Origin of the sequence: Salmonella sp. SG203 (assembly GCF_013350575.1) — a bacterium.
Classification (GTDB): domain Bacteria; phylum Pseudomonadota; class Gammaproteobacteria; order Enterobacterales; family Enterobacteriaceae; genus Salmonella; species Salmonella enterica.
Genome location: NZ_SNMT01000005.1, coordinates 1 through 19,589 on the forward strand (window position 1 = coordinate 1; position 19,589 = coordinate 19,589).

Below are 19,589 nucleotides of genomic sequence, written 5' to 3' on the forward strand. Positions count from 1 at the left end.
ATTACGTGTTCACTCTTGAGACTTGGTATTCATTTTTCGTCTTGCGACGTCAAGAATCCGTATCTTCGAGTGCCCACACAGATTGTCTGATAAATTGTTAAAGAGCAGTGCAACGCGGCTTTCGCTCACCGTTGCGAGGTGGCGTATATTACGCTTTCCTCTTTCAGAGTCAACCCTGAATTTCAGGATTTTTCTCTTCAACCGACCGGCTGTTTGTGTGAAGTGATTCACATCCGCCGTGTCGATGGAGGCGCATTATAGGGAGTCGGTTCAGGAAGACAAGCGGAAAAATGCATTTTTGTTTTAACCGCTCATCTTTTATCCATAACGCTTATTTTTGCTGCTTTTTTATCGCTGATGGCAGGTCAGCAAGGCTGTTTAACACCCAGTCCGCCGCGTTTTCTGCTTCTGCCGTGACCGGTTTGCCCGTACGCACCAGCACTTTTGTCCCGACATTTGCCGCCGCTGCCGCCTGCATATCTTCCAGCTTGTCTCCCACCATATAAGAAGCCGCCATATCGATATGCAGGAAATCACGCGCCGAGATAAGCATTCCTGGATGCGGCTTGCGACAATCACATACCTGACGGAACTCTTCTATACTGCCCTGCGGATGGTGAGGACAATAATAGATGCCGTCCAAATCAACATCGCGATCCGCCAACGACCAGTCCATCCATTCGGTTAACGTTTCAAACTGCGCCTCAGTGAATTTGCCGCGCGCGATTCCGGACTGGTTTGTCACCACCACCAACGCATAGCCCATTTTTTTTAGCTCGCGCATCGCGTCAATAACACCGTCTATAAACTCGAATGCATCGATTTCATGTACGTAGCCGTGATCCACATTAATGGTGCCGTCACGGTCGAGAAAAATTGCGGGTACAGACTTTGCCACCTTTTATAGCTCCTGAGTAAAGCAAGTGGCGCTAGTATCGCATGTTTCAGCAGGCAAGAAAGTGCTCATCGTATAAAGCCTGATTGATTTAGACGTCTGGATGCCTTAACATCCATTCTGTTGACGGCGTTGACCGTATTAGGCAGACGAAAATGCCTCCGCTCATTTCATTACGATAATAAAGAATCAATGATTAAACTTTCGAATATTACCAAAGTGTTCCAGCAGGGGGCGCGCACCATTCAGGCGCTGAACAATGTCAGCCTGCATGTCCCTGCCGGACAAATTTACGGCGTCATTGGCGCCTCCGGCGCCGGTAAAAGTACGCTTATCCGCTGCGTTAACTTACTTGAACGCCCAACCGAAGGTAGCGTTCAGGTCGGCGGTCAGGAGCTAACAACGCTTTCAGAGTCTGAGTTGACCAAAGCTCGCCGTCAAATCGGCATGATTTTCCAACATTTTAACCTGCTCTCTTCCCGTACCGTGTTTGGCAACGTCGCGTTGCCGCTGGAACTGGATAACACACCAAAGGAAGAGATCAAACGCCGTGTCACAGAGCTGCTGGATTTAGTCGGTCTTGGCGACAAGCACGACAGCTATCCGGCAAATCTTTCCGGCGGTCAGAAACAGCGTGTCGCGATTGCCCGCGCGTTAGCCAGTAATCCAAAAGTGTTGCTGTGCGATGAAGCCACCAGCGCGCTTGATCCCGCAACGACCCGTTCGATTCTGGAATTGCTGAAAGATATCAACCGTCGTCTGGGGTTGACGATTCTGCTTATCACTCATGAAATGGATGTCGTGAAACGTATCTGCGACTGCGTTGCCGTTATCAGTAATGGCGAGCTTATTGAGCAGGATACGGTCAGCGAAGTCTTCTCGCATCCTAAAACGCCGCTGGCGCAGAAGTTTATTCAGTCCACTCTGCACCTGGACATTCCGGAAGATTACCAGGCGCGTTTGAAAGCGTCGCCGGAAACTGACAGCGTGCCGATGCTGCGCATGGAATTCACCGGACAGTCTGTGGATGCCCCGCTGCTTTCTGAAACCGCGCGTCGTTTCAACGTGAACAATAATATTATCAGCGCGCAGATGGATTACGCGGGCGGTGTGAAGTTCGGCATTATGCTAACGGAAATGCACGGCACACAAGAAGAGACGCAAGCCGCAATTGCCTGGCTGCAGGATCACCATGTGAAAGTAGAGGTACTGGGTTATGTCTGAGGCAATGATGTGGTTACTGGTTCGTGGCGTCTGGGAAACGCTGGCGATGACCTTTGTCTCCGGTTTCTTCGGTTTCGTGATTGGCCTGCCGGTCGGCGTATTGCTGTATGTTACGCGCCCGGGGCAGATTATGGAGAACGCCAGGCTGTATCGCTCCCTCTCTGCGGTGGTCAATATTTTCCGCTCGATTCCCTTTATCATCCTGCTGGTGTGGATGATTCCTTTTACCCGAATAATTGTCGGCACCTCCATTGGTTTGCAGGCCGCGATTGTACCGCTGACCGTCGGCGCCGCGCCTTTTATCGCCCGTATGGTGGAAAATGCGTTGTTAGAGATCCCTGCCGGGCTGATTGAAGCCTCGCGAGCGATGGGCGCCACGCCGCTGCAAATTGTACGTAAAATCCTTTTACCGGAAGCGCTGCCTGGTCTGGTGAATGCGGCAACCATTACACTGATCACCCTGGTCGGTTACTCCGCAATGGGCGGCGCCGTCGGCGCAGGCGGCCTCGGTCAAATCGGCTATCAGTACGGTTATATTGGATACAATGCTACCGTGATGAATACGGTGCTGGTATTACTCGTCGTTCTGGTTTATTTAATTCAGTTATCCGGCGATCGCATCGTCAGGGCTGTCACGCATAAGTAACGTTAAACACAACACAAATACTCATTAAGGAAATAAGCATGGCGTTCAAATTCAAAACCTTTGCGGCAGTGGGTGCTCTGATTGGTTCTCTGGCACTTGCGGGTTGCGGTCAGGATGAAAAAGATCCGAATCATATTAAAGTCGGCGTAATCGTTGGCGCAGAGCAGCAAGTTGCCGAAGTCGCGCAGAAAGTCGCGAAAGAAAAATACGGCCTGGACGTGGAATTGGTGACCTTTAATGATTATGTTCTGCCTAATGAAGCGCTGAGCAAAGGCGATATCGATGCCAATGCCTTCCAGCACAAACCGTATCTGGATCAGCAAATCAAAGATCGCGGCTACAAACTGGTTTCCGTTGGTAAGACTTTTGTCTATCCCATTGCAGGATATTCCAAAAAAATCAAATCTCTGGATGAGCTCAAGGACGGTTCCCAGGTCGCTGTGCCTAACGACCCGACCAACCTTGGTCGTTCCCTGTTGCTGCTGCAAAAAGTAGGGCTGATTAAACTGAAAGACGGCGTCGGTCTGCTTCCTACCTCGCTGGATATCGTGGAAAACCCGAAAAATCTGAAAATTGTTGAGCTGGAAGCGCCGCAGTTGCCGCGTTCGCTGGATGACGCGCAGATCGCGTTAGCGGTCATCAATACGACTTACGCCAGCCAGATTGGCCTGACGCCAGCGAAAGACGGTATCTTCGTTGAAGATAAAGATTCTCCGTACGTTAACCTGATCGTGACGCGTGAAGATAACAAAGACGCCGAGAATGTGAAAAAATTCGTTCAGGCTTACCAGTCTGATGAAGTGTACGAAGCCGCAAATAAAGTTTTTAATGGCGGTGCGGTGAAAGGCTGGTAAGTTTTAGGCTGATTCCACAATCTGTAATATTATTCAGGACGGGCTATTGCCCGTCTTGTCATTTATGCAAGCTCCTGATTCAATATCTGGCAATTAGAACATTCATTGAGGAAATATTATGCGTGCTTTACCGATCTGTTTATTGGCACTCATGCTGGGCGGTTGTTCCATGCTAAGCAGATCCCCTGTTGAACCCGTTCAAAGCACCGCAACCCCGCCAAAAGCGGAGCCGGAGAAACCTAAAGCGCCGCGTGCCGCTCCCGTCAGGATTTACACCAATGCTGAAGACTTAGTCGGCAAACCTTTCCGCGATCTTGGCGAAGTTAGCGGCGAATCCTGCCAGGCGACAAATCAAGACTCTCCGCCTAACATTCCAACTGCGCGCAAGCGTATGCAGATTAATGCATCTAAAATGAAAGCCAACGCCGTCCTGCTGCACAGCTGTGAAATTACCAGCGGCACGCCAGGCTGCTACCGTCAGGCGGTTTGTATCGGGTCCGCCCTGAATATTTCGGCGAAATGAGCAGCTTTCAGTTTGAACAAATCGGAGTTATTCGCTCCCCCTATAAAGAAAAATTCGCCGTTCCGCGCCAGCCTGGTCTGGTCAAAAGCGCCTGCGGCGAACTGCATCTGATAGCGCCTTACAACCAGGCCGATGCCGTTCGCGGCCTGGAAGCGTTCAGCCATTTGTGGGTACTTTTCGTTTTTCATCAGACGATGGACGGCGGCTGGCGGCCAACAGTTCGTCCGCCCCGTCTTGGCGGTAACGCCAGAATGGGCGTTTTTGCCACGCGCTCCACGTTCCGCCCCAATCCGATTGGCATGTCGCTCGTTGCGCTAAAAGGTATCGAGTGCCGGAAAGAGAGCGTAATTCTGAAATTAGGCAGTCTGGATCTGGTGGATGGCACGCCGGTGGTGGATATTAAACCGTATTTACCGTTTGCCGAGGCCTTACCGGACGCCGCCGCCAGCTATGCGCAACAGGCGCCGATAGCTGAAATGCCCGTGAGTTTTACCGCTGAGGTGGCTCAACAGCTTACGACGCTGGAAAGGCGTTATCCGCAGCTACGGACATTTATTTGCGATGTGCTGGCGCAAGATCCTCGCCCGGCTTATCGTAAGGGTGAAGAGACGGGCAAAACCTATGCCGTCTGGCTGCATGATTTTAACGTGCGCTGGCGTGTGGTTAACACCGGATTTGAAGTGTTTGCGCTGGAACCACGGTAATTTCACGCCCTTCTCTTTTGACATCTCTTGCACGCTGGTAAACTAAATCACTTTTTTTGTATCAGGCTCACATTGAGCCTGTTCGATCGTTCAACTGGAACCGTAACAACATGCGTACTAGCCAATACCTGCTCTCCACTCTGAAGGAGACACCTGCCGACGCCGAGGTTATCAGCCACCAGCTGATGCTGCGCGCCGGGATGATCCGCAAGCTCGCCTCCGGGTTATATACCTGGCTGCCGACCGGCCTGCGCGTCCTGAAAAAAGTCGAAAACATCGTGCGTGAAGAGATGAACAACGCCGGTGCTATCGAGGTGTCGATGCCAGTCGTTCAGCCAGCCGACCTGTGGCAAGAGAGTGGTCGTTGGGAACAGTACGGTCCGGAACTGCTGCGTTTTGTCGACCGTGGCGAGCGTCCGTTCGTACTCGGCCCGACCCACGAAGAAGTTATCACCGACCTGGTGCGTAATGAACTCAGCTCTTATAAGCAGTTGCCGCTGAACTTCTTCCAAATCCAGACCAAATTCCGTGATGAAGTGCGTCCGCGCTTTGGCGTGATGCGTTCGCGCGAATTCCTGATGAAAGATGCTTACTCTTTCCATACCTCTCAGGAATCGTTGCAGGAAACCTATGACGCCATGTACGCCGCGTATAGCCGTATCTTCAGCCGTATGGGGCTGGATTTCCGCGCGGTACAGGCCGATACCGGTTCTATCGGCGGCAACGCCTCGCATGAATTCCAGGTGCTGGCGCAAAGCGGCGAAGACGATATCGTTTTCTCTGATGTTTCTGATTACGCGGCTAACATTGAACTGGCAGAAGCTATCGCGCCGCAAACGCCGCGCGCAGCGGCGACGCAGGAAATGACTCTGGTCGATACGCCAAATGCCAAAACCATCGCGGAGCTGGTGGAACAATTCAACCTGCCAATTGAAAAAACGGTAAAAACGCTGCTGGTGAAAGCGGTGAAAGACAGCAAGTCTCCGCTGGTGGCTCTGCTGGTTCGCGGCGATCATGAACTGAATGAAGTTAAAGCGGAAAAACTGCCGCACGTTGCCAGCCCGCTGACCTTCGCTACTGAAGAAGAGATTCGCGCCGTAATTAATGCCGGCCCTGGCTCCCTCGGCCCGGTCAATATGCCGATTCCGGTCATCATCGATCGTACCGTTGCCGCCATGAGCGATTTTGCCGCTGGCGCTAACATCGACGGTAAACACTACTTTGGTATTAACTGGGATCGCGATGTGGCGACGCCTGTTGTTGCCGACATCCGTAACGTAGTCGCCGGCGATCCGAGTCCGGATGGTCAGGGAACGTTGCTTATCAAACGCGGTATCGAAGTGGGTCACATCTTCCAGTTAGGTACCAAGTACTCAGAAGCGCTGAAAGCCTCCGTTCAGGGTGAAGATGGCCGTAACCAGATCCTGACAATGGGCTGTTACGGTATCGGCGTAACACGTGTCGTTGCCGCGGCTATCGAGCAGAACTTTGACGAGCGCGGCATTGTATGGCCTGACGCCATTGCGCCTTTCCAGGTCGCTATTCTGCCGATGAATATGCACAAATCCTTCCGTGTGCAGGAGCTGGCGGAAAAGCTGTACAGCGAATTGCGCGCGCAGGGCATTGAAGTGCTGATGGACGACCGTAAAGAGCGCCCGGGCGTGATGTTTGCCGATATGGAGCTGATTGGTATTCCACATACTATCGTGATTGGCGATCGCAACCTGGATAACGACGATATTGAGTATAAATACCGTCGTAGCGGTGAAAAATCGCTTATTAAAACCGGCGATATCGTTGATTATCTGGTCAAGGCCATTAAAGGCTAAACGACATTTTGTTGGGATTGCCCGGCGCCATCCGGCAGATATGTAAAGGCCTCGCACCCTGCGAGGCCTTTTATTAGTGAGTGCAATCCTTACCCGGCGCAAACTTCACATTTTTATCAGCTATTAGCGTTTTTACCGGCTCGCCCGTGTCCGGATTCGCGGCTAACACAAAATGCCCTTCTACCGTCAGCAGCACCGGTTTTTCCGCTTCACCTTTCGCCGCCAGATAGCCGCGCTCAAGCTGGGCGTTACTGGCGACCGGCAGCCGTTTTCCGGTCGCGCAATCGGTAAAGGTCGCCGCATCGGCCCTGTATACATACATACCACGCAGCGGCATTGGCGTTACCGGCAGGCTGGCGGTAACAGGCACCAGCGTATAATTAAGCTGCGAAGCCACCGGATTGCCTTCTCTGTCGAGCATCTCCAGCGCATTGCCTTTCGCGCGATAATACGATTTCTCGCCATTGCTGTCGGTTAACACCAGTTTATCCGCCGTCCGCGCCCAGGTACCGTATGACGCAAAAGAGGAAGGTTCTTCGCGCACGCCCTGATAGCGCTCGTTCATCACCCATGTGCCGTCTTTTTCCAGAAACAGTGACGTTTCAATACCTTCACAATCCGCACAGGGCAGCACGCCGCGCCAGCTTTGCTGCATGGGTTTTAATTCCGCCGCCTGCGCAGGTTGCAGGGCGTCAACTTCCGCACGGTTATTACACCCTATCAATGCAAATAGCGTACAGGCTGCCGCTACTGACAATATTGCTGTTCTCACCATAAAATCCTTATGAAATTGCTATTCCTGCCCGTCAATCCAGTGGACGACGAACTTTGCCGCGAAGCGCCTTTACAGAAGATTTTTGCGCCTTTGAGGACAAGCGGCGCTCTTTCGAGGCACGCGTCGGACGGGTTGCGCGACGGCTTTTCTGCTCCGCGGTTAATTCTTTTATGACGGCAACCAGCCTGGCGATAGCCGCTTCCCGGTTGAGCTCCTGGCTCCGGAACTCCTGCGCCTTAATGATAATGACGCCATCATCGTTTATCAGATGGTGGCTGGCCGTCAGCAAACGCTGTTTATAATACTCTGGCAGGCCAGAGGCCCGAATGTCAAAGCGCAAATGAATCGCGCTAGAGGTCTTATTTACGTGCTGACCACCCGCGCCCTGCGCGCGAATGGCCGTAATTTCCAGCTCATTATCGGCTATGGAGACCGTCCGGGAGATGGCAATCATGAGGGCTGTTGCCAGGCGGTTAGCTGTATTTCCAGATTATTCCGAGCATCAGAAAGCCAGATTGCGCCGTCCTGAATCGTCGCCTGTAGCGTCATGGTACGATCGGCAAATTCACTGAGCTGCGCCAGCTGCCCGTCATCCAGATACCAGACGGACAGGTTAGCGAACTGCGCGCACTTGCTTTGATGCTGCTGCCACCAGATTTGCGCCGCCCGGGAGTTATAAGCAAAGAGCGCGACATCGCTCGCCTGAGTACAGGCTTTCTTAATACGGCGCTCATCCGGCAGCCCCAGCTCTATCCAGAGATCGATGCCCAAATGATCATTGCGCAGCCAGGCCTCCGGCTCATCTTCCGCGCTGAGCCCACGTGTAAACTGCAACCGTTCATCAGCATATTTTATCCATGCCAACAGGCGCAGCATCATGCGCTCCTGCGTTTCAGAAGGGTGACGCGCCAGCGTCAATGCCGCATCCAGAAACCGGTTGCGATCAAGGTCAGCCACATTGACGACGGCTTTATAAATTGTCGCTTTAAGCGCCATGAGAAAACTCCTTTCGAATCAGGCGCCCATTGTAGCGAAAACCGCGCTAAAAGGCTGTTAACGAATCTTTTACCCACTCGCGTCAGGCGCTGATATTGCGCAAATGAGTATGGTATAGTCACCTTGCTAAACAAGATTTAACTTCGTAGGCTTAGACTTGCATCCACGGTTAAGTCAGAATGCTGACAGGAGGGCATGTGGAAAAATATTGTGAGTTAGTACGCAAGCGGTATGCGGAAATCGCCAGCGGAGACTTAGGGTATGTCCCGGATGCGCTGGGTTGTGTATTGAAAGTGCTTAATGAAGTGGCGGCAGATAGCGCCCTTTCAGAGTCGGTCAGGGAAAAGGCAGCTTATGCTGCCGCGAACTTACTGGTGAGCGATTATGTCAATGAATGAAACGTATCAACCCATTAATTGCGATGACTACGATAGTCTTGAGCTTGCCTGCATGCATCATTTAATACTGACGCTAACGTTAAAAGATGGCGAGGTTTTGCAGGCAAAAGCGAACGATTTGATCTTACGTAAAAACGTAGAATATCTGCTTGCCGAAGTTTCCGGCGAGTCTTGTGAACTTCGTCTCGATAAAATCGCCAGTTTCAGCCACCCGGAAATTGGTACCGTGGTAGTTAGCGAATCCTGAGTATTTTGTTGCCGGATGGTGGTGCAAGCACCTTATCCGGCCTACGTTCCATGCGATACGTAGGCCTGATAAGCGCAGCGCCATCAGGCATGCCAAACCAGACTCACCCCTTCTTTATCTTCTGCTGCTCCCTCACGCGTCACAAAAACACCCGCAGCCGCAATCAGCGTTTCGCCGTAAAACAACAGCGGCGTGGTGTCTCGTCGCCAGGGCGGGATCCCCTGCTCCTGCCAGATTTTCTTTAATTTACGTCCACCGTTACGCCCGACAATATGTAACACGCCTGGCGCTTTAAACCGAATGCTGACGGATTCTTCCTCTCGCGGTCGGCGCAGTTCGCCGCCAGGAACGAGCTGTACCGTCCCTAAGCCGGCAGGCAGCGCCAGCGGTGTTTGCCAGACGGGCCAGGCGACCGTCGTTTCGTGTTGTCCGGCCACGGATTTAATCCACCACAGTTGCGACTGATAACGGCGAATCTCGTGATCGCCAAAGCGTAAACAGGGAGAGGCATCGTCGCGCGCCAGCGCCACCTCCTGCCAGATACGTTCCAGCGCGTCGCGAGAGGGCATCGGCGCATTACGCATCGCCAGCCAGCGACGCAAAATCGCCGCCCGCCGTACATCGCTCATCGACATTAATGGAGAGAGCCGCAATGTTCCCTCCGCCGTGATACAGTCAGTAAGATCGCTGGCCAGAAGCTCGTCCAGCAGCCTTTCTTGCTCGGCGCAGAGCGTCGCGCTACGGGCTACCGCCGCAGGAAAATGCGGCCAGCGCTGCTGTAAGAGCGGAAGCGCGCGCAGGCGTAAAAAATTGCGATCGTAGGCGTCATCCTGATTGCTTTCATCTTCAATCCAGCATAAGCCATGACGCACAGCCCACTGTTCCAGCGTCTTCCGCGTTTCTCTCAACAGCGGGCGAAGAAGCAGAGTTCCGGCAAAAGGCGAGCGTTCTCCCATCGCGGAAAGTCCGGCCGGACCGCTGCCGCGCTTTAACGCCAGCAGAAACGTTTCACACTGATCGTCAAGGTGCTGCGCGGTTGCCAGCACTTCGCCAGGCAATAGCGTCTGTGCGAACGCCCGGTAGCGCGCTTCACGCGCATGGGCCTCGATACCCAGGCCATTATCCGCCAGCGTCACCCGCTCCACTACCAGCGGAACCTGCCAGCGTTCGCATACGGTTTCGCAATGCCGCACCCAGCTATCAGCATGAGGGCTTAAACCGTGATGAATATGGATAGCACGCAGCGTGACGTCAGGATGGCGTTCTCGCCACAACACCAGTTGATGCAGAAGCACCGTAGAATCCAGGCCACCGCTAAAGGCAGCCAGAATACGGCGAGAAGAGAGTAACGAGGTATTCAACGTGAGAGTGGTCATGATCCATGCTTATAGTGACTTAGCCCGGCAACGTTACCTGGCGAGCGTCTTAATGACAAGCCTTACTGCTCATACAGCTCAAGCGGTAAACCGTCCGGATCGTTGAAAAAAGTAAAGCGCTTCCCGGTATACGGATCGATGCGTATCGGTTCGCACTTAACCTGATGCTTTTCCAGATGCGCAACGGCGTTTTCCACATTTTCCACGCTGAAAGCCAGATGGCGCAGGCCGCAGGCTTCAGGTCGGCTTGGACGCGCCGGAGGGAAGGGAAAAGAGAAAAGCTCAATCACATACTGCCCGTTTAGCGCCAAATCGCCCTTCCATGAGTCACGCTCTTCCCGCCAGGCTTCGCTTAGCAGATCGAACCCCAGAATATCGCAATAAAACGCCTTGCTCACCGCATAGTCTGTCGCAATGATCGCGATGTGATGAACCTGTTTTAATCCCAGCATAGCGTCTCCTTTATTGATTATCAGTACGTTACTCGTCACATTCCCGTCAGGCAAGCTAGCAGGCGTGTTTTAAGACTCGTACCTGGTACACCCCGTCTTCATTCCGTTTCGCGCCGTGAATATCCGTTTCAAAACCGGGATAATGCTGGCCAATCGAACAGAGCATCAGCAGAAAATCGAGCACGGCCCGACTCTGTTGCGTGATCCTCTCGCCGGGCATCAACAGCGGAACGCCTGGCGGATAAGGCAGGATCATATTCGCGGAAACGCGCCCTGGCAGTTGATCGAGCGCCACGGTTTCCACCTCACCTTTGATCTGACGCTGCCAGGCCTGGTGCGGGGTCATGATCATCTCCGGTAAAACCTCGAACGCCCGCAGCATCAGCCCCGGAAGATCGTGCTGGCGGATCAGTTTATGGATCCCCTGCGCCAGATCCTGAATGCGCATATTGCGATAAAAATCCGGATCTTCCGCATACAGATCCGGCAACATATTTTTGACGCGCAGGTTAAGATCATAGGCGCGTTTAAATTCCGTCAGTCCGCGCAGCAGCCCCATCGCACGGGTCTTATCAATCCCTATGCTGAACAAAAACAGCAGATTATACGGCCCGGTTTTTTCCACCACCACGCCTCGCTCATCGAGGAACTTCGCCACCAGCGCGGCGGGTATCCCCTCTTCGCTCATGTTGCCCTGTTCATCCATCCCCGGCGTCAGGATTGTCACCTTAACCGGATCGAGAAACATATGATCGTCATCGGCATCGGCGAAGCCATGCCAGGTTTCTCCCGGCGTGACCGGCCAGCATTCGGCCTCATCAACCTCTTCCGGCTGCCAGATATCAAAGAACCAGCTATCGGACTCTTCACGTAGCCGCTGTACCTCTTTACGAAAATGGAGCGCCCGCTCCACCGAACGATTAATCAATCTTTTCCCTGGATTGCCGCGCAGCATCGCCGCCGCGGTCTCGATAGAGGCGACAATGGGATAGCTCGGCGATGTGGAAGTGTGCATCATAAACGCTTCGTTAAACGTCTCTTCGTCATATTCCCCTTTGATATGAATAAGCGACGCCTGCGAAAAAGCCGCCAGCATTTTATGGGTGGATTGCGTTTCGAAAATCACTTTTCCAGGCACCCGATCGCCGCTCATCCCGCTTTTCCCCTGGTAGATCGGATGGAAATGGGTATAGGGTACCCAGGCGGAATCAAAATGGATCGAGGGAACGTCCAGCATCTGCTTGATCCAGTTAGTGTTATACAGCAGACCATCGTAAGTCGAATTGGTGATAACCGCATGAACCGGCCATTGCGCCTGAGGGGTCTCCTCTATCTTGCTTTCGATGCTTGCACGGGTAAATTCCCTTCGGGGAATACCGCCGAGAATGCCGAGCGCATTGCGCGTCGGCTTCAACCAGAGAGGCACCACATCGCTCATCATCAGCAAATGCGCCAGCGATTTATGACAATTACGATCAATAAGTAGCGTACTTCCCGCAGGCGCGGCATACATACCGACAATTTTATTCGAGGTCGACGTACCGTTCGTCACCATATAGCTCTGCTCGGCGCCAAAAGTACGGGCGATATACTCTTCCGCTTCCAGATGCGGCCCGGTGTGATCCAGCAGCGATCCCAGTTCAGTCACCGAAATCGACACATCAGCTTTTAAGGTATTGCCGCCAAAAAAGTCATAAAACAGGCAGCCTGGCGGGCTTTTCTGATACGCCGTTCCCGCCATATGACCCGGCGTACAAAAGGTATATTTTCCTTCTTTGGCGTAGGTAAACAGCGCTTTGGTAAACGGCGGCGTAATATTATCGAGATATTCGTTTGTATATTGATGAATGCGCGTCGCGATATCTTCAGCCAGCCCTAATGCATACTCAAAAAACCACAGCGCCATGCGCATATCGTGAACGCTAACGTCCAGCGTGGAGTTGGTATTGATAAAGGCGTAGAGAGGAAGGTATTCATTTAGCTGGTTGATTTCGCTACAAAGATCGAGACTGTATTCATCCCAGTCAAAAATAACGCCGCAGATGCGCGGGTTATGTTCAATAAACTTCAACAAGTCAACGCTATTTTGCGGCCAGATAATTTGAAATCCCAGGGATTGTAATGCACGCTCAAGCTCCTTGATGGGTTCATCTTTATAGTAAACCCCGTGCGGCCCCATAATGGCGATGATGTTCATGCTTTCTCCTGAAAAAACCTGAGATAAGCATAGTAACAATCCTGCCGATGCAAAGCACCGACAGGATTTATCTTATTACAATGCGTTCCATGCATCGGCCCAGGCAATCCCTACACCGGGCTCATAGTAGGCAGGCGCAACATTACACCATGAGCCTTCCGGGAACGGTTTGCACTGGTACAACGCGCCATTACTGTTGACGATGTCGCCCGGATTCCATTTCTGGCTGCTGCTCCAGGCAGGATAGCTGGTGGTCTTATCTTCGTCATCCGCAGCGGCGGCCTTCGCTTTCACATTCAGCGTATAAACCGCTGTACTGGAAAGCGTACCGTCGCTAACGGTCAGATTCACCACATACTGGGTGTTCTGAGTGACATCCGGCGCGTTGAAAATCACAACGGCTTTATCCTGGCCGCTCAGCGTTTTGCCATCCTGCGACATCCAGGTATAGGTGAGCTTGTCGCCATTCGCGTCGGTCGATCCTTCCGCGCTGAGTGAAACCTGGCTACCGGCTTCCACCGCCCCGACCGGCCCGGCAATGCGCGCGACTGGCGCCACGTTTTCATCCGTCACTGGCGCCGGAGTTGGCGTGACATCCGGTTCAGTGGTTCCGTTATCATCGACGACATTAACGTTGAAATAATGTTGTACACATTTCGTGTAGTCGCCCTCTTTAAAGGCGGTATACGGCGTCTGATATCCCACTAACTGGCAGGAATAGGTTTTACCGTCCGCAGTATCGGCGCTCCAGCCCCAGTCTTGTTCCCAATAGATCGGTAACGCGCCAGCGCCGCCTTCATCGAACTGCTTCATCTTTTTACAGCCCAACACTTCGTCAGCCGGCACCGGCACTTTCAGGTAGTTGGCAAACTCTTTGTAGTAGGCGATACGGTTAAGCGACTGCGCATTCTCATCTGCGCCGCCGCACTCCACGCCGCCATTGATGATCTGAATGGTGACGCCGAAACCTGATACCAGGCCGTTTGCTTTATCGCGATCGTTTGGCTGCCAGGTACCGTCAATCACATGTAGCATAGACGGCTTCGGCGGCTGCGGATACACAAAGAAGAAGACGGCGCTCGCCAGGTTCATCCAGGTATCCGCCACCAGCTCGGGTTTATCCAGCAGAGGGCGAACGTCGCCATACATCGCGTCAGAGAAAGGCCCATAGTTGTAGTTATAAGAAAGCTGTTTTGCCCCGCGACCAAAATAGCTGAGGAAATCGCCGTCCTTATCTTTACCGCACGGCCAGGTCTGGCCCTGCCATACATCCGGGTTACATTCGCCGTTGTAGCCGCCTTTCTGCCCTTCTGTCCAGCCGACTTCGCGCAGATAGACCAGCGCCTGACGCCATTCCGGAATGTCACGCCAGCTTTCGTGACCGCCCGTCTCCTGGGCAAAATGCGCAAACATAGTAGCCAGGGTTTTACGGCAGATAGCGTCGCTATCGCGTCCATCGGTGTAGGTACCACAAACCGCCGGGAATTTACCTATCGCTTTCAGGAAGTTAGAGTAAGTGTATTCCGGCGCGCGCATCGGGAACAGATAATCCCAGTCGGCCTCTTTCAGAATACTTTCAACGCGTTTTACGTTTGCCGGGTTAGCGGCGCGCCCCGGTTCGATTTGTTCGACCGCGCTGTTATCCAACGTCTGGATAGAGGATTTCACGGCCTCCATTAACGGAAAATCCGTTAGCGCTTTCTCTTTCGCCGCCAGATCGCTGGCGTTGATGGTCATTGGCTCACTACTGCTAAGCAGCGGCGCAGCCTGCGCACCGGATAAGCTCAACATGATTCCTGCCGCCACGGCGCTGAGCGCCAGTGTTTTTTGCAATCCCATAATTTTCTCCTTGAAGGGTAGTTCACTGCCTGCCCTGGCCACACGCCTGGCAGTTGCTACAGTGTCAGGGAGAACATGCCGTTGCGTTTAATCACATCAACTCATCGGCGTCTCATTTTTCCTCGTCCAAAAAAAAGAGGCCGGATTATCCGGCCTCCTGGGAAAAATGAGGTAAATGATTAGGCGTAACCGTAGCTCATCAAACGCTGGTAACGACGGTTTTTTAAATCATCGGTGCTTAACACATCGAGATCGGCTAAATCTTCCAGCAGCTGCGCTTTTAGCGACGCCGCCATCGCTTCCGGATTACGGTGCGCGCCGCCCAGCGGCTCCGGAATGATGGAATCGATTAGCTTCAGCTCTTTCAGACGCGGCGCGATGATGCCCATCGCTTCAGCAGCCAATGGTGCTTTGTCGGCGCTCTTCCACAAAATAGAGGCGCAACCTTCCGGGGAGATAACGGAATAGGTGCTGTATTGCAGCATATTCACTTTATCACCCACGCCAATCGCCAATGCGCCGCCGGAGCCGCCTTCGCCAATCACGGTGCAGATGACCGGTACGTTCAGACGAGACATCTCACGCAGGTTGCGGGCGATGGCTTCAGACTGACCACGCTCTTCCGCGCCCACGCCAGGGTAAGCGCCCGGGGTGTCGATGAAGGTGATAATCGGCATGTTGAAGCGTTCAGCCATTTCCATCAGGCGCAGCGCTTTGCGGTAGCCTTCCGGCGCTGGCATGCCAAAGTTACGACGAATTTTTTCTTTGGTTTCACGACCTTTCTGATGACCAATGATCATCACCGGTCGCCCTTCCAGACGCGCGATACCGCCGACGATGGCTTTGTCATCAGCATAGGCGCGATCGCCCGCCAGCTCATCAAACTCATCAAACGCCAGACGGACATAATCCAGGGTGTACGGACGCTGCGGATGGCGCGCCAGTTGGGCTACCTGCCATGCGCCGAGATCGGCGAAGATTTTGCGCGTCAGTTCTACGCTTTTTTCGCGCAGGCGATGGACTTCTTCATCGATATTAATATCCAGTTTCTCATCCTGGCGGCTTACCGCAGTCAGAGAATCGATTTTCGCTTCCAGCTCTGCTATCGGCTGTTCAAAATCAAGGAAATTCAGACTCATAGTATTCCTGTATTAGTCAAACTCCAGTTCCACCTGCTCCGAACCAATGAGGCCACGCAGATCGTTAAGTAAACGATCGCTCGGAGAGACACGCCACGTTGCGCCAAAACGCAGCCGCGCACGCGCATCCGCCCTCTGATAGTAGAGATGTACTGGAATGGTCCCCGAGCGGTGGGGTTCCAGAGACTGACGGAGTCGGTTTAAAAGCTGGTCATCAATTTGCCTGTCCGTCAGCGAGATAGCAAGCCCGCGAGCGTATTTTTCGCGAGCTTCGTCAATATCCATCACTTCGCGGGCGGTCATTTTAAGCCCCCCGCTGAAGTCATCAAAGCTGACCTGTCCGCTGACGATAAGTATGCGGTCTTTTTCCAGCAACTGCTGGTATTTATCCAGCGCGTCGGTAAATAACATCACTTCCAGACGCCCGGAACGGTCATCCAGCGTACAGATGCCGATACGATTGCCGCGCTTGGTGACCATAACCCTTGCGGCAATCACGAGCCCCGCAGCCGTGGTGACTTTACCACGTTCTGTCGGATGCATGTCTTTGAGCCTTACCCCGCCGACATAGCGCTCAATTTCTTTTAAATACTGATTGATGGGGTGGCCCGTCAGGTACAGCCCCAACGTTTCACGTTCCCCATCTAACACCACCTGCTCCGGCCACGGCTGGCAGCTGGCATAGGATTGCTCGATTTGCTCCGGCTCTTCCGCCAGTACGCCGAACATATCCGCCTGACCGATAGCTTCCGCTTTGGCGTGCTGGTCGGCGGCTTTCAGCGCATCGCCCAATGAGTTCATCAGCGCGGCGCGGTGCGGCCCCAGGCGGTCGAACGCCCCGGACATGATCAGCTTTTCCAGCACCCGGCGGTTGAGCTTTTTGGTGTCGGTCCGCGCGCACAGATCAAACAGTTCGCGGAAATAGCCGCCCTGATTACGCGCGTCGATGATCGCTTCGATCGGCCCTTCGCCGACGCCTTTGATCGCGCCGATGCCGTAGACGATCTCACCCTCATCGTTAACGTGGAAATGGTACAATCCGGAGTTAATATCCGGCGGCAGAATTTTCAGTCCCATCCGCCAGCACTCGTCCACCAGGCCGACGACCTTCTCGGTGTTGTCCATATCGGCGGTCATTACCGCCGCCATAAACTCTGCCGGATAGTGCGCCTTTAGCCATAGCGTCTGGTAAGAAACCAGCGCATAAGCGGCGGAGTGCGATTTGTTAAACCCGTAACCGGCGAATTTCTCCACCAGGTCAAAGATTTTCATCGCCAGTTCGCCGTCGATACCGTTCTTTTTCGCACCCTCTTCAAAAACGGAACGCTGTTTGGCCATCTCCTCCGGCTTTTTCTTACCCATCGCACGACGCAGCATATCCGCGCCGCCGAGAGTATACCCGGAAAGTACCTGGGCAATCTGCATCACCTGTTCCTGATACAGAATGATGCCGTAGGTCGGCTCCAGTACCGGCTTCAGGCTTTCATGCTGCCACTGAACGTCCGGGTAAGAGAGTTCTTCACGACCGTGCTTACGGTCGATGAAGTTATCTACCATCCCTGACTGCAACGGGCCGGGACGGAACAGGGCCACCAGCGCGATCATATCTTCAAAGCAGTCCGGCTGCAGACGTTTGATCAGGTCTTTCATACCGCGCGATTCAAGCTGGAAGACCGCCGTGGTTTCCGAGCGTTGCAGCATGTCGAAGCTTTTTTTATCGTCCAGCGGAATGGCGGCGATATCCAGCGGCGGCTCGCCGTTTTTCTCGCGCCGCTTGTTGATCATCTCCAGCGCCCAGTTGATGATGGTCAGCGTACGCAAACCAAGGAAGTCGAACTTCACCAGCCCGGCATATTCCACGTCGCTTTTATCAAACTGGGTAACCGGATGCTTGCCCTCTTCATCGCAGTACAGCGGCGCAAAGTCGGTAATTTTGGTCGGCGCGATGACCACGCCGCCAGCGTGCTTACCGGCGTTACGCGTGACGCCTTCGAGCTTACGCGCCATATCGATCAGCGCTCTGACCTCTTCATCCGCCTCGTAAATTTCCGGCAGTTGCGGTTCCGCTTCAAAGGCTTTTGCCAGCGTCATGCCCGGATCGGGCGGCACCAGCTTCGAGATACGATCGACAAAACCGTACGGATGCCCCAGCACGCGGCCCACATCGCGGATAACGGCTTTCGCCGCCATCGTACCGAAGGTGATAATCTGCGATACCGCATCGCGCCCGTACATGTCTGCGACGTGCTCAATCACCTGGTCGCGTTTCTCCATACAGAAGTCAACGTCGAAGTCAGGCATAGAGACACGTTCCGGGTTCAGGAAACGTTCGAACAGCAGGTCAAATTCCAGCGGATCAAGGTCGGTAATTTTCAGCGCGTAGGCCACCAGCGAACCAGCCCCGGAACCACGTCCCGGCCCTACCGGCACGCCGTTATCTTTTGACCACTGGATAAACTCCATCACGATGAGGAAGTAGCCAGGGAACCCCATCTGGTTGATAACCTGTAGTTCAATATCCAGACGCTCGTCATATTCCGGGCGACGCTTTTTGCGCTCTTCTTCGTCCGGAAACAGGAAAGCCAGACGCTCTTCCAGCCCCTCTTTCGATTTTTTGACCAGATAATCTTCGGTGGTCATATCGCCGGTCGGGAACTGCGGCAGGAAATATTCACCCAGACGCACCGTTACGTTGCAGCGTTTGGCAATCTCCACCGTATTTTCCAGCGCCTCCGGAATATCGGAGAACAGCTCGCACATTTCTTCTTCACTGCGCATATACTGCTGCGGTGAATAATTGCGTGGACGTTTAGGATCGTCGAGCGTGAAACCGTCGTGGATCGCGACACGAATCTCATGGGCGTCAAAATCATCGCTTTCAAGGAAACGGACATCGTTTGTCGCGACAACCGGCAAACCACGTGCCTCAGCCAGTTCAACCGCAGCATGGAGATAGGTCTCTTCGTCCTGTCTGCCGGTACGGATCAGTTCCAGGAAGTAGCGATCGGGAAAATGCGTTTCATAGAAAGCAACGCACTCCTCCACCAGCGCCTGGTTGCCGCGTAGCAGACAGCGGCCTACGTCGCCCATGCGTCCGCCGGAAATCAGAATCAAACCTTCTTTAAGCTCTACCAACCAGTCGCGCTCGATAATCGGGCCTGCCGCGCCGTAGCCGCGCTGATACGCTTTCGAGATCAGCAACGTCAAGTTCTGGTATCCCGTATTATTCGCCGCCAGTACCGTCAGATGAGTCAGCTCATCTCCCAGCAGTTCGTTGTGAACGTTAAAGTCCGCCCCGACGATGGGTTTAATGCCCGCGCCATGACCCGCTCCGTAGAACTTCACCAGACCGCAGAGGTTGGTAAAATCGGTGATCGCCAGCGCAGGCATACCTAATGAGGCCGCCTTTTTCACCAGCGGCCCGGTCTTCGCCAGCCCATCGATCATAGAGTAGTCGCTGTGCACCCGCAGGTGAACGAAACGTGGTTCAGACAT

The 19,589-nt window shown here is 53.6% G+C and carries 18 protein-coding genes; 8 read left to right on the top strand and 10 right to left on the bottom strand.

The window, feature by feature from the left end:
* Nucleotides 1-331 precede the first annotated feature (331 nt).
* On the bottom strand, nucleotides 332-898 hold the full coding sequence (gene gmhB / locus HV477_RS09430) for a D-glycero-beta-D-manno-heptose 1,7-bisphosphate 7-phosphatase (protein WP_001140158.1): 567 nt from the start codon (nucleotides 896-898) through the stop codon (nucleotides 332-334).
* A 189-nt stretch (nucleotides 899-1,087) separates the two neighbouring features.
* Between gmhB and metN the strand changes: the two genes are divergently transcribed.
* From metN to proS, 6 genes are all read left to right on the top strand, one after another.
* Nucleotides 1,088-2,119 carry a methionine ABC transporter ATP-binding protein MetN gene (gene metN / locus HV477_RS09435; RefSeq protein WP_000594017.1) on the top strand — a complete coding sequence of 344 codons (1,032 nt, stop codon included), beginning with the start codon at nucleotides 1,088-1,090 and terminating at the stop codon, nucleotides 2,117-2,119.
* On the top strand, nucleotides 2,112-2,765 hold the full coding sequence (locus HV477_RS09440; protein WP_001287486.1) for a methionine ABC transporter permease MetI: 654 nt from the start codon (nucleotides 2,112-2,114) through the stop codon (nucleotides 2,763-2,765). The genes metN and HV477_RS09440 overlap by 8 nt, the downstream gene beginning before the upstream one ends.
* 38 nt (nucleotides 2,766-2,803) lie before the next feature.
* Nucleotides 2,804-3,619 carry a methionine ABC transporter substrate-binding lipoprotein MetQ gene (gene metQ, locus HV477_RS09445; protein WP_000874215.1) on the top strand — a complete coding sequence of 272 codons (816 nt, stop codon included), beginning with the start codon at nucleotides 2,804-2,806 and terminating at the stop codon, nucleotides 3,617-3,619.
* A gap of 118 nt (nucleotides 3,620-3,737) precedes the next feature.
* Nucleotides 3,738-4,142 carry an Rcs stress response system protein RcsF gene (rcsF, locus tag HV477_RS09450; RefSeq protein ID WP_001202315.1) on the top strand — a complete coding sequence of 135 codons (405 nt, stop codon included), beginning with the start codon at nucleotides 3,738-3,740 and terminating at the stop codon, nucleotides 4,140-4,142.
* On the top strand, nucleotides 4,139-4,846 hold the full coding sequence (tsaA, locus tag HV477_RS09455) for a tRNA (N6-threonylcarbamoyladenosine(37)-N6)-methyltransferase TrmO (protein ID WP_000093988.1): 708 nt from the start codon (nucleotides 4,139-4,141) through the stop codon (nucleotides 4,844-4,846). The genes rcsF and tsaA overlap by 4 nt, the downstream gene beginning before the upstream one ends.
* Nucleotides 4,847-4,956: 110 nt before the next feature.
* Nucleotides 4,957-6,675, top strand: coding sequence for a proline--tRNA ligase (gene proS, locus HV477_RS09460; protein ID WP_001260683.1), 1,719 nt, complete (start codon nucleotides 4,957-4,959; stop codon nucleotides 6,673-6,675).
* Nucleotides 6,676-6,748: 73 nt separating this feature from the next.
* Here the strand turns inward: proS and nlpE are convergent, their stop codons facing one another.
* From nlpE to HV477_RS09475, 3 genes are read right to left on the bottom strand one after another with little or no spacing between them, the layout of a single operon-like run.
* Complete coding sequence (gene nlpE / locus HV477_RS09465) at nucleotides 6,749-7,450, bottom strand: envelope stress response activation lipoprotein NlpE (protein WP_000252575.1); 702 nt, start codon at nucleotides 7,448-7,450, stop codon at nucleotides 6,749-6,751.
* Between the two features lie 31 nt (nucleotides 7,451-7,481).
* Nucleotides 7,482-7,904, bottom strand: a complete 423-nt coding sequence (gene arfB, locus HV477_RS09470; RefSeq protein ID WP_079898651.1) for an alternative ribosome rescue aminoacyl-tRNA hydrolase ArfB — start codon at nucleotides 7,902-7,904, stop codon at nucleotides 7,482-7,484.
* A complete protein-coding gene (locus HV477_RS09475; protein ID WP_001185319.1) occupies nucleotides 7,901-8,446 on the bottom strand; it encodes a YaeQ family protein in 546 nt (181 codons plus the stop codon). The genes arfB and HV477_RS09475 overlap by 4 nt, the downstream gene beginning before the upstream one ends.
* Nucleotides 8,447-8,643: 197 nt before the next feature.
* Here HV477_RS09475 and HV477_RS09480 point away from each other — a divergent pair, with 197 nt between their 5' ends.
* Together HV477_RS09480 and rof are read left to right on the top strand one after the other, a co-directional pair.
* The gene (locus HV477_RS09480; protein ID WP_001518678.1) at nucleotides 8,644-8,844 is read left to right on the top strand and encodes a YaeP family protein; all 201 of its coding nucleotides are present in this window, start codon (nucleotides 8,644-8,646) and stop codon (nucleotides 8,842-8,844) included.
* Nucleotides 8,831-9,091, top strand: a complete 261-nt coding sequence (gene rof, locus HV477_RS09485; protein WP_000062330.1) for a Rho-binding antiterminator — start codon at nucleotides 8,831-8,833, stop codon at nucleotides 9,089-9,091. The genes HV477_RS09480 and rof overlap by 14 nt, the downstream gene beginning before the upstream one ends.
* Nucleotides 9,092-9,174: 83 nt before the next feature.
* Here the strand turns inward: rof and tilS are convergent, their stop codons facing one another.
* From tilS to dnaE, 6 genes are all read right to left on the bottom strand, one after another.
* Nucleotides 9,175-10,467: a tRNA lysidine(34) synthetase TilS gene (tilS, locus tag HV477_RS09490; RefSeq protein ID WP_000210056.1), complete on the bottom strand. Its 1,293-nt coding sequence runs from the start codon at nucleotides 10,465-10,467 to the stop codon at nucleotides 9,175-9,177.
* A 62-nt stretch (nucleotides 10,468-10,529) separates the two neighbouring features.
* Nucleotides 10,530-10,919 carry a VOC family protein gene (locus HV477_RS09495; protein WP_000901086.1) on the bottom strand — a complete coding sequence of 130 codons (390 nt, stop codon included), beginning with the start codon at nucleotides 10,917-10,919 and terminating at the stop codon, nucleotides 10,530-10,532.
* Nucleotides 10,920-10,974: 55 nt separating this feature from the next.
* Nucleotides 10,975-13,116 carry a lysine decarboxylase LdcC gene (ldcC, locus tag HV477_RS09500; RefSeq protein WP_001021052.1) on the bottom strand — a complete coding sequence of 714 codons (2,142 nt, stop codon included), beginning with the start codon at nucleotides 13,114-13,116 and terminating at the stop codon, nucleotides 10,975-10,977.
* Nucleotides 13,117-13,191: 75 nt separating this feature from the next.
* Nucleotides 13,192-14,955, bottom strand: a complete 1,764-nt coding sequence (locus HV477_RS09505) for a chitinase (RefSeq protein WP_000524169.1) — start codon at nucleotides 14,953-14,955, stop codon at nucleotides 13,192-13,194.
* 179 nt (nucleotides 14,956-15,134) lie between these two features.
* Nucleotides 15,135-16,094 carry an acetyl-CoA carboxylase carboxyl transferase subunit alpha gene (accA, locus tag HV477_RS09510; protein ID WP_000055753.1) on the bottom strand — a complete coding sequence of 320 codons (960 nt, stop codon included), beginning with the start codon at nucleotides 16,092-16,094 and terminating at the stop codon, nucleotides 15,135-15,137.
* Nucleotides 16,095-16,106: 12 nt separating this feature from the next.
* Nucleotides 16,107-19,589 carry a DNA polymerase III subunit alpha gene (gene dnaE, locus HV477_RS09515; protein ID WP_001294821.1) on the bottom strand — a complete coding sequence of 1,161 codons (3,483 nt, stop codon included), beginning with the start codon at nucleotides 19,587-19,589 and terminating at the stop codon, nucleotides 16,107-16,109.

Excerpts from the sequence above, each read along its gene's own strand:
- proS (WP_001260683.1), top strand. The coding sequence starts at position 4,957 with ATGCGTACTAGCCAATACCTGCTCTCCACTCTGAAGGAGACACCTGCC.
- HV477_RS09475 (WP_001185319.1), bottom strand. The coding sequence starts at position 8,446 with ATGGCGCTTAAAGCGACAATTTATAAAGCCGTCGTCAATGTGGCTGAC.
- rof (WP_000062330.1), top strand. The coding sequence starts at position 8,831 with ATGTCAATGAATGAAACGTATCAACCCATTAATTGCGATGACTACGAT.
- HV477_RS09505 (WP_000524169.1), bottom strand. The coding sequence starts at position 14,955 with ATGGGATTGCAAAAAACACTGGCGCTCAGCGCCGTGGCGGCAGGAATC.
- dnaE (WP_001294821.1), bottom strand. The coding sequence starts at position 19,589 with ATGTCTGAACCACGTTTCGTTCACCTGCGGGTGCACAGCGACTACTCT.
- HV477_RS09495 (WP_000901086.1), bottom strand. The coding sequence starts at position 10,919 with ATGCTGGGATTAAAACAGGTTCATCACATCGCGATCATTGCGACAGAC.
- tsaA (WP_000093988.1), top strand. The coding sequence starts at position 4,139 with ATGAGCAGCTTTCAGTTTGAACAAATCGGAGTTATTCGCTCCCCCTAT.
- nlpE (WP_000252575.1), bottom strand. The coding sequence starts at position 7,450 with ATGGTGAGAACAGCAATATTGTCAGTAGCGGCAGCCTGTACGCTATTT.
- metN (WP_000594017.1), top strand. The coding sequence starts at position 1,088 with ATGATTAAACTTTCGAATATTACCAAAGTGTTCCAGCAGGGGGCGCGC.
- tilS (WP_000210056.1), bottom strand. The coding sequence starts at position 10,467 with ATGACCACTCTCACGTTGAATACCTCGTTACTCTCTTCTCGCCGTATT.
- HV477_RS09440 (WP_001287486.1), top strand. The coding sequence starts at position 2,112 with ATGTCTGAGGCAATGATGTGGTTACTGGTTCGTGGCGTCTGGGAAACG.
- ldcC (WP_001021052.1), bottom strand. The coding sequence starts at position 13,116 with ATGAACATCATCGCCATTATGGGGCCGCACGGGGTTTACTATAAAGAT.
- rcsF (WP_001202315.1), top strand. The coding sequence starts at position 3,738 with ATGCGTGCTTTACCGATCTGTTTATTGGCACTCATGCTGGGCGGTTGT.
- metQ (WP_000874215.1), top strand. The coding sequence starts at position 2,804 with ATGGCGTTCAAATTCAAAACCTTTGCGGCAGTGGGTGCTCTGATTGGT.
- arfB (WP_079898651.1), bottom strand. The coding sequence starts at position 7,904 with ATGATTGCCATCTCCCGGACGGTCTCCATAGCCGATAATGAGCTGGAA.
- accA (WP_000055753.1), bottom strand. The coding sequence starts at position 16,094 with ATGAGTCTGAATTTCCTTGATTTTGAACAGCCGATAGCAGAGCTGGAA.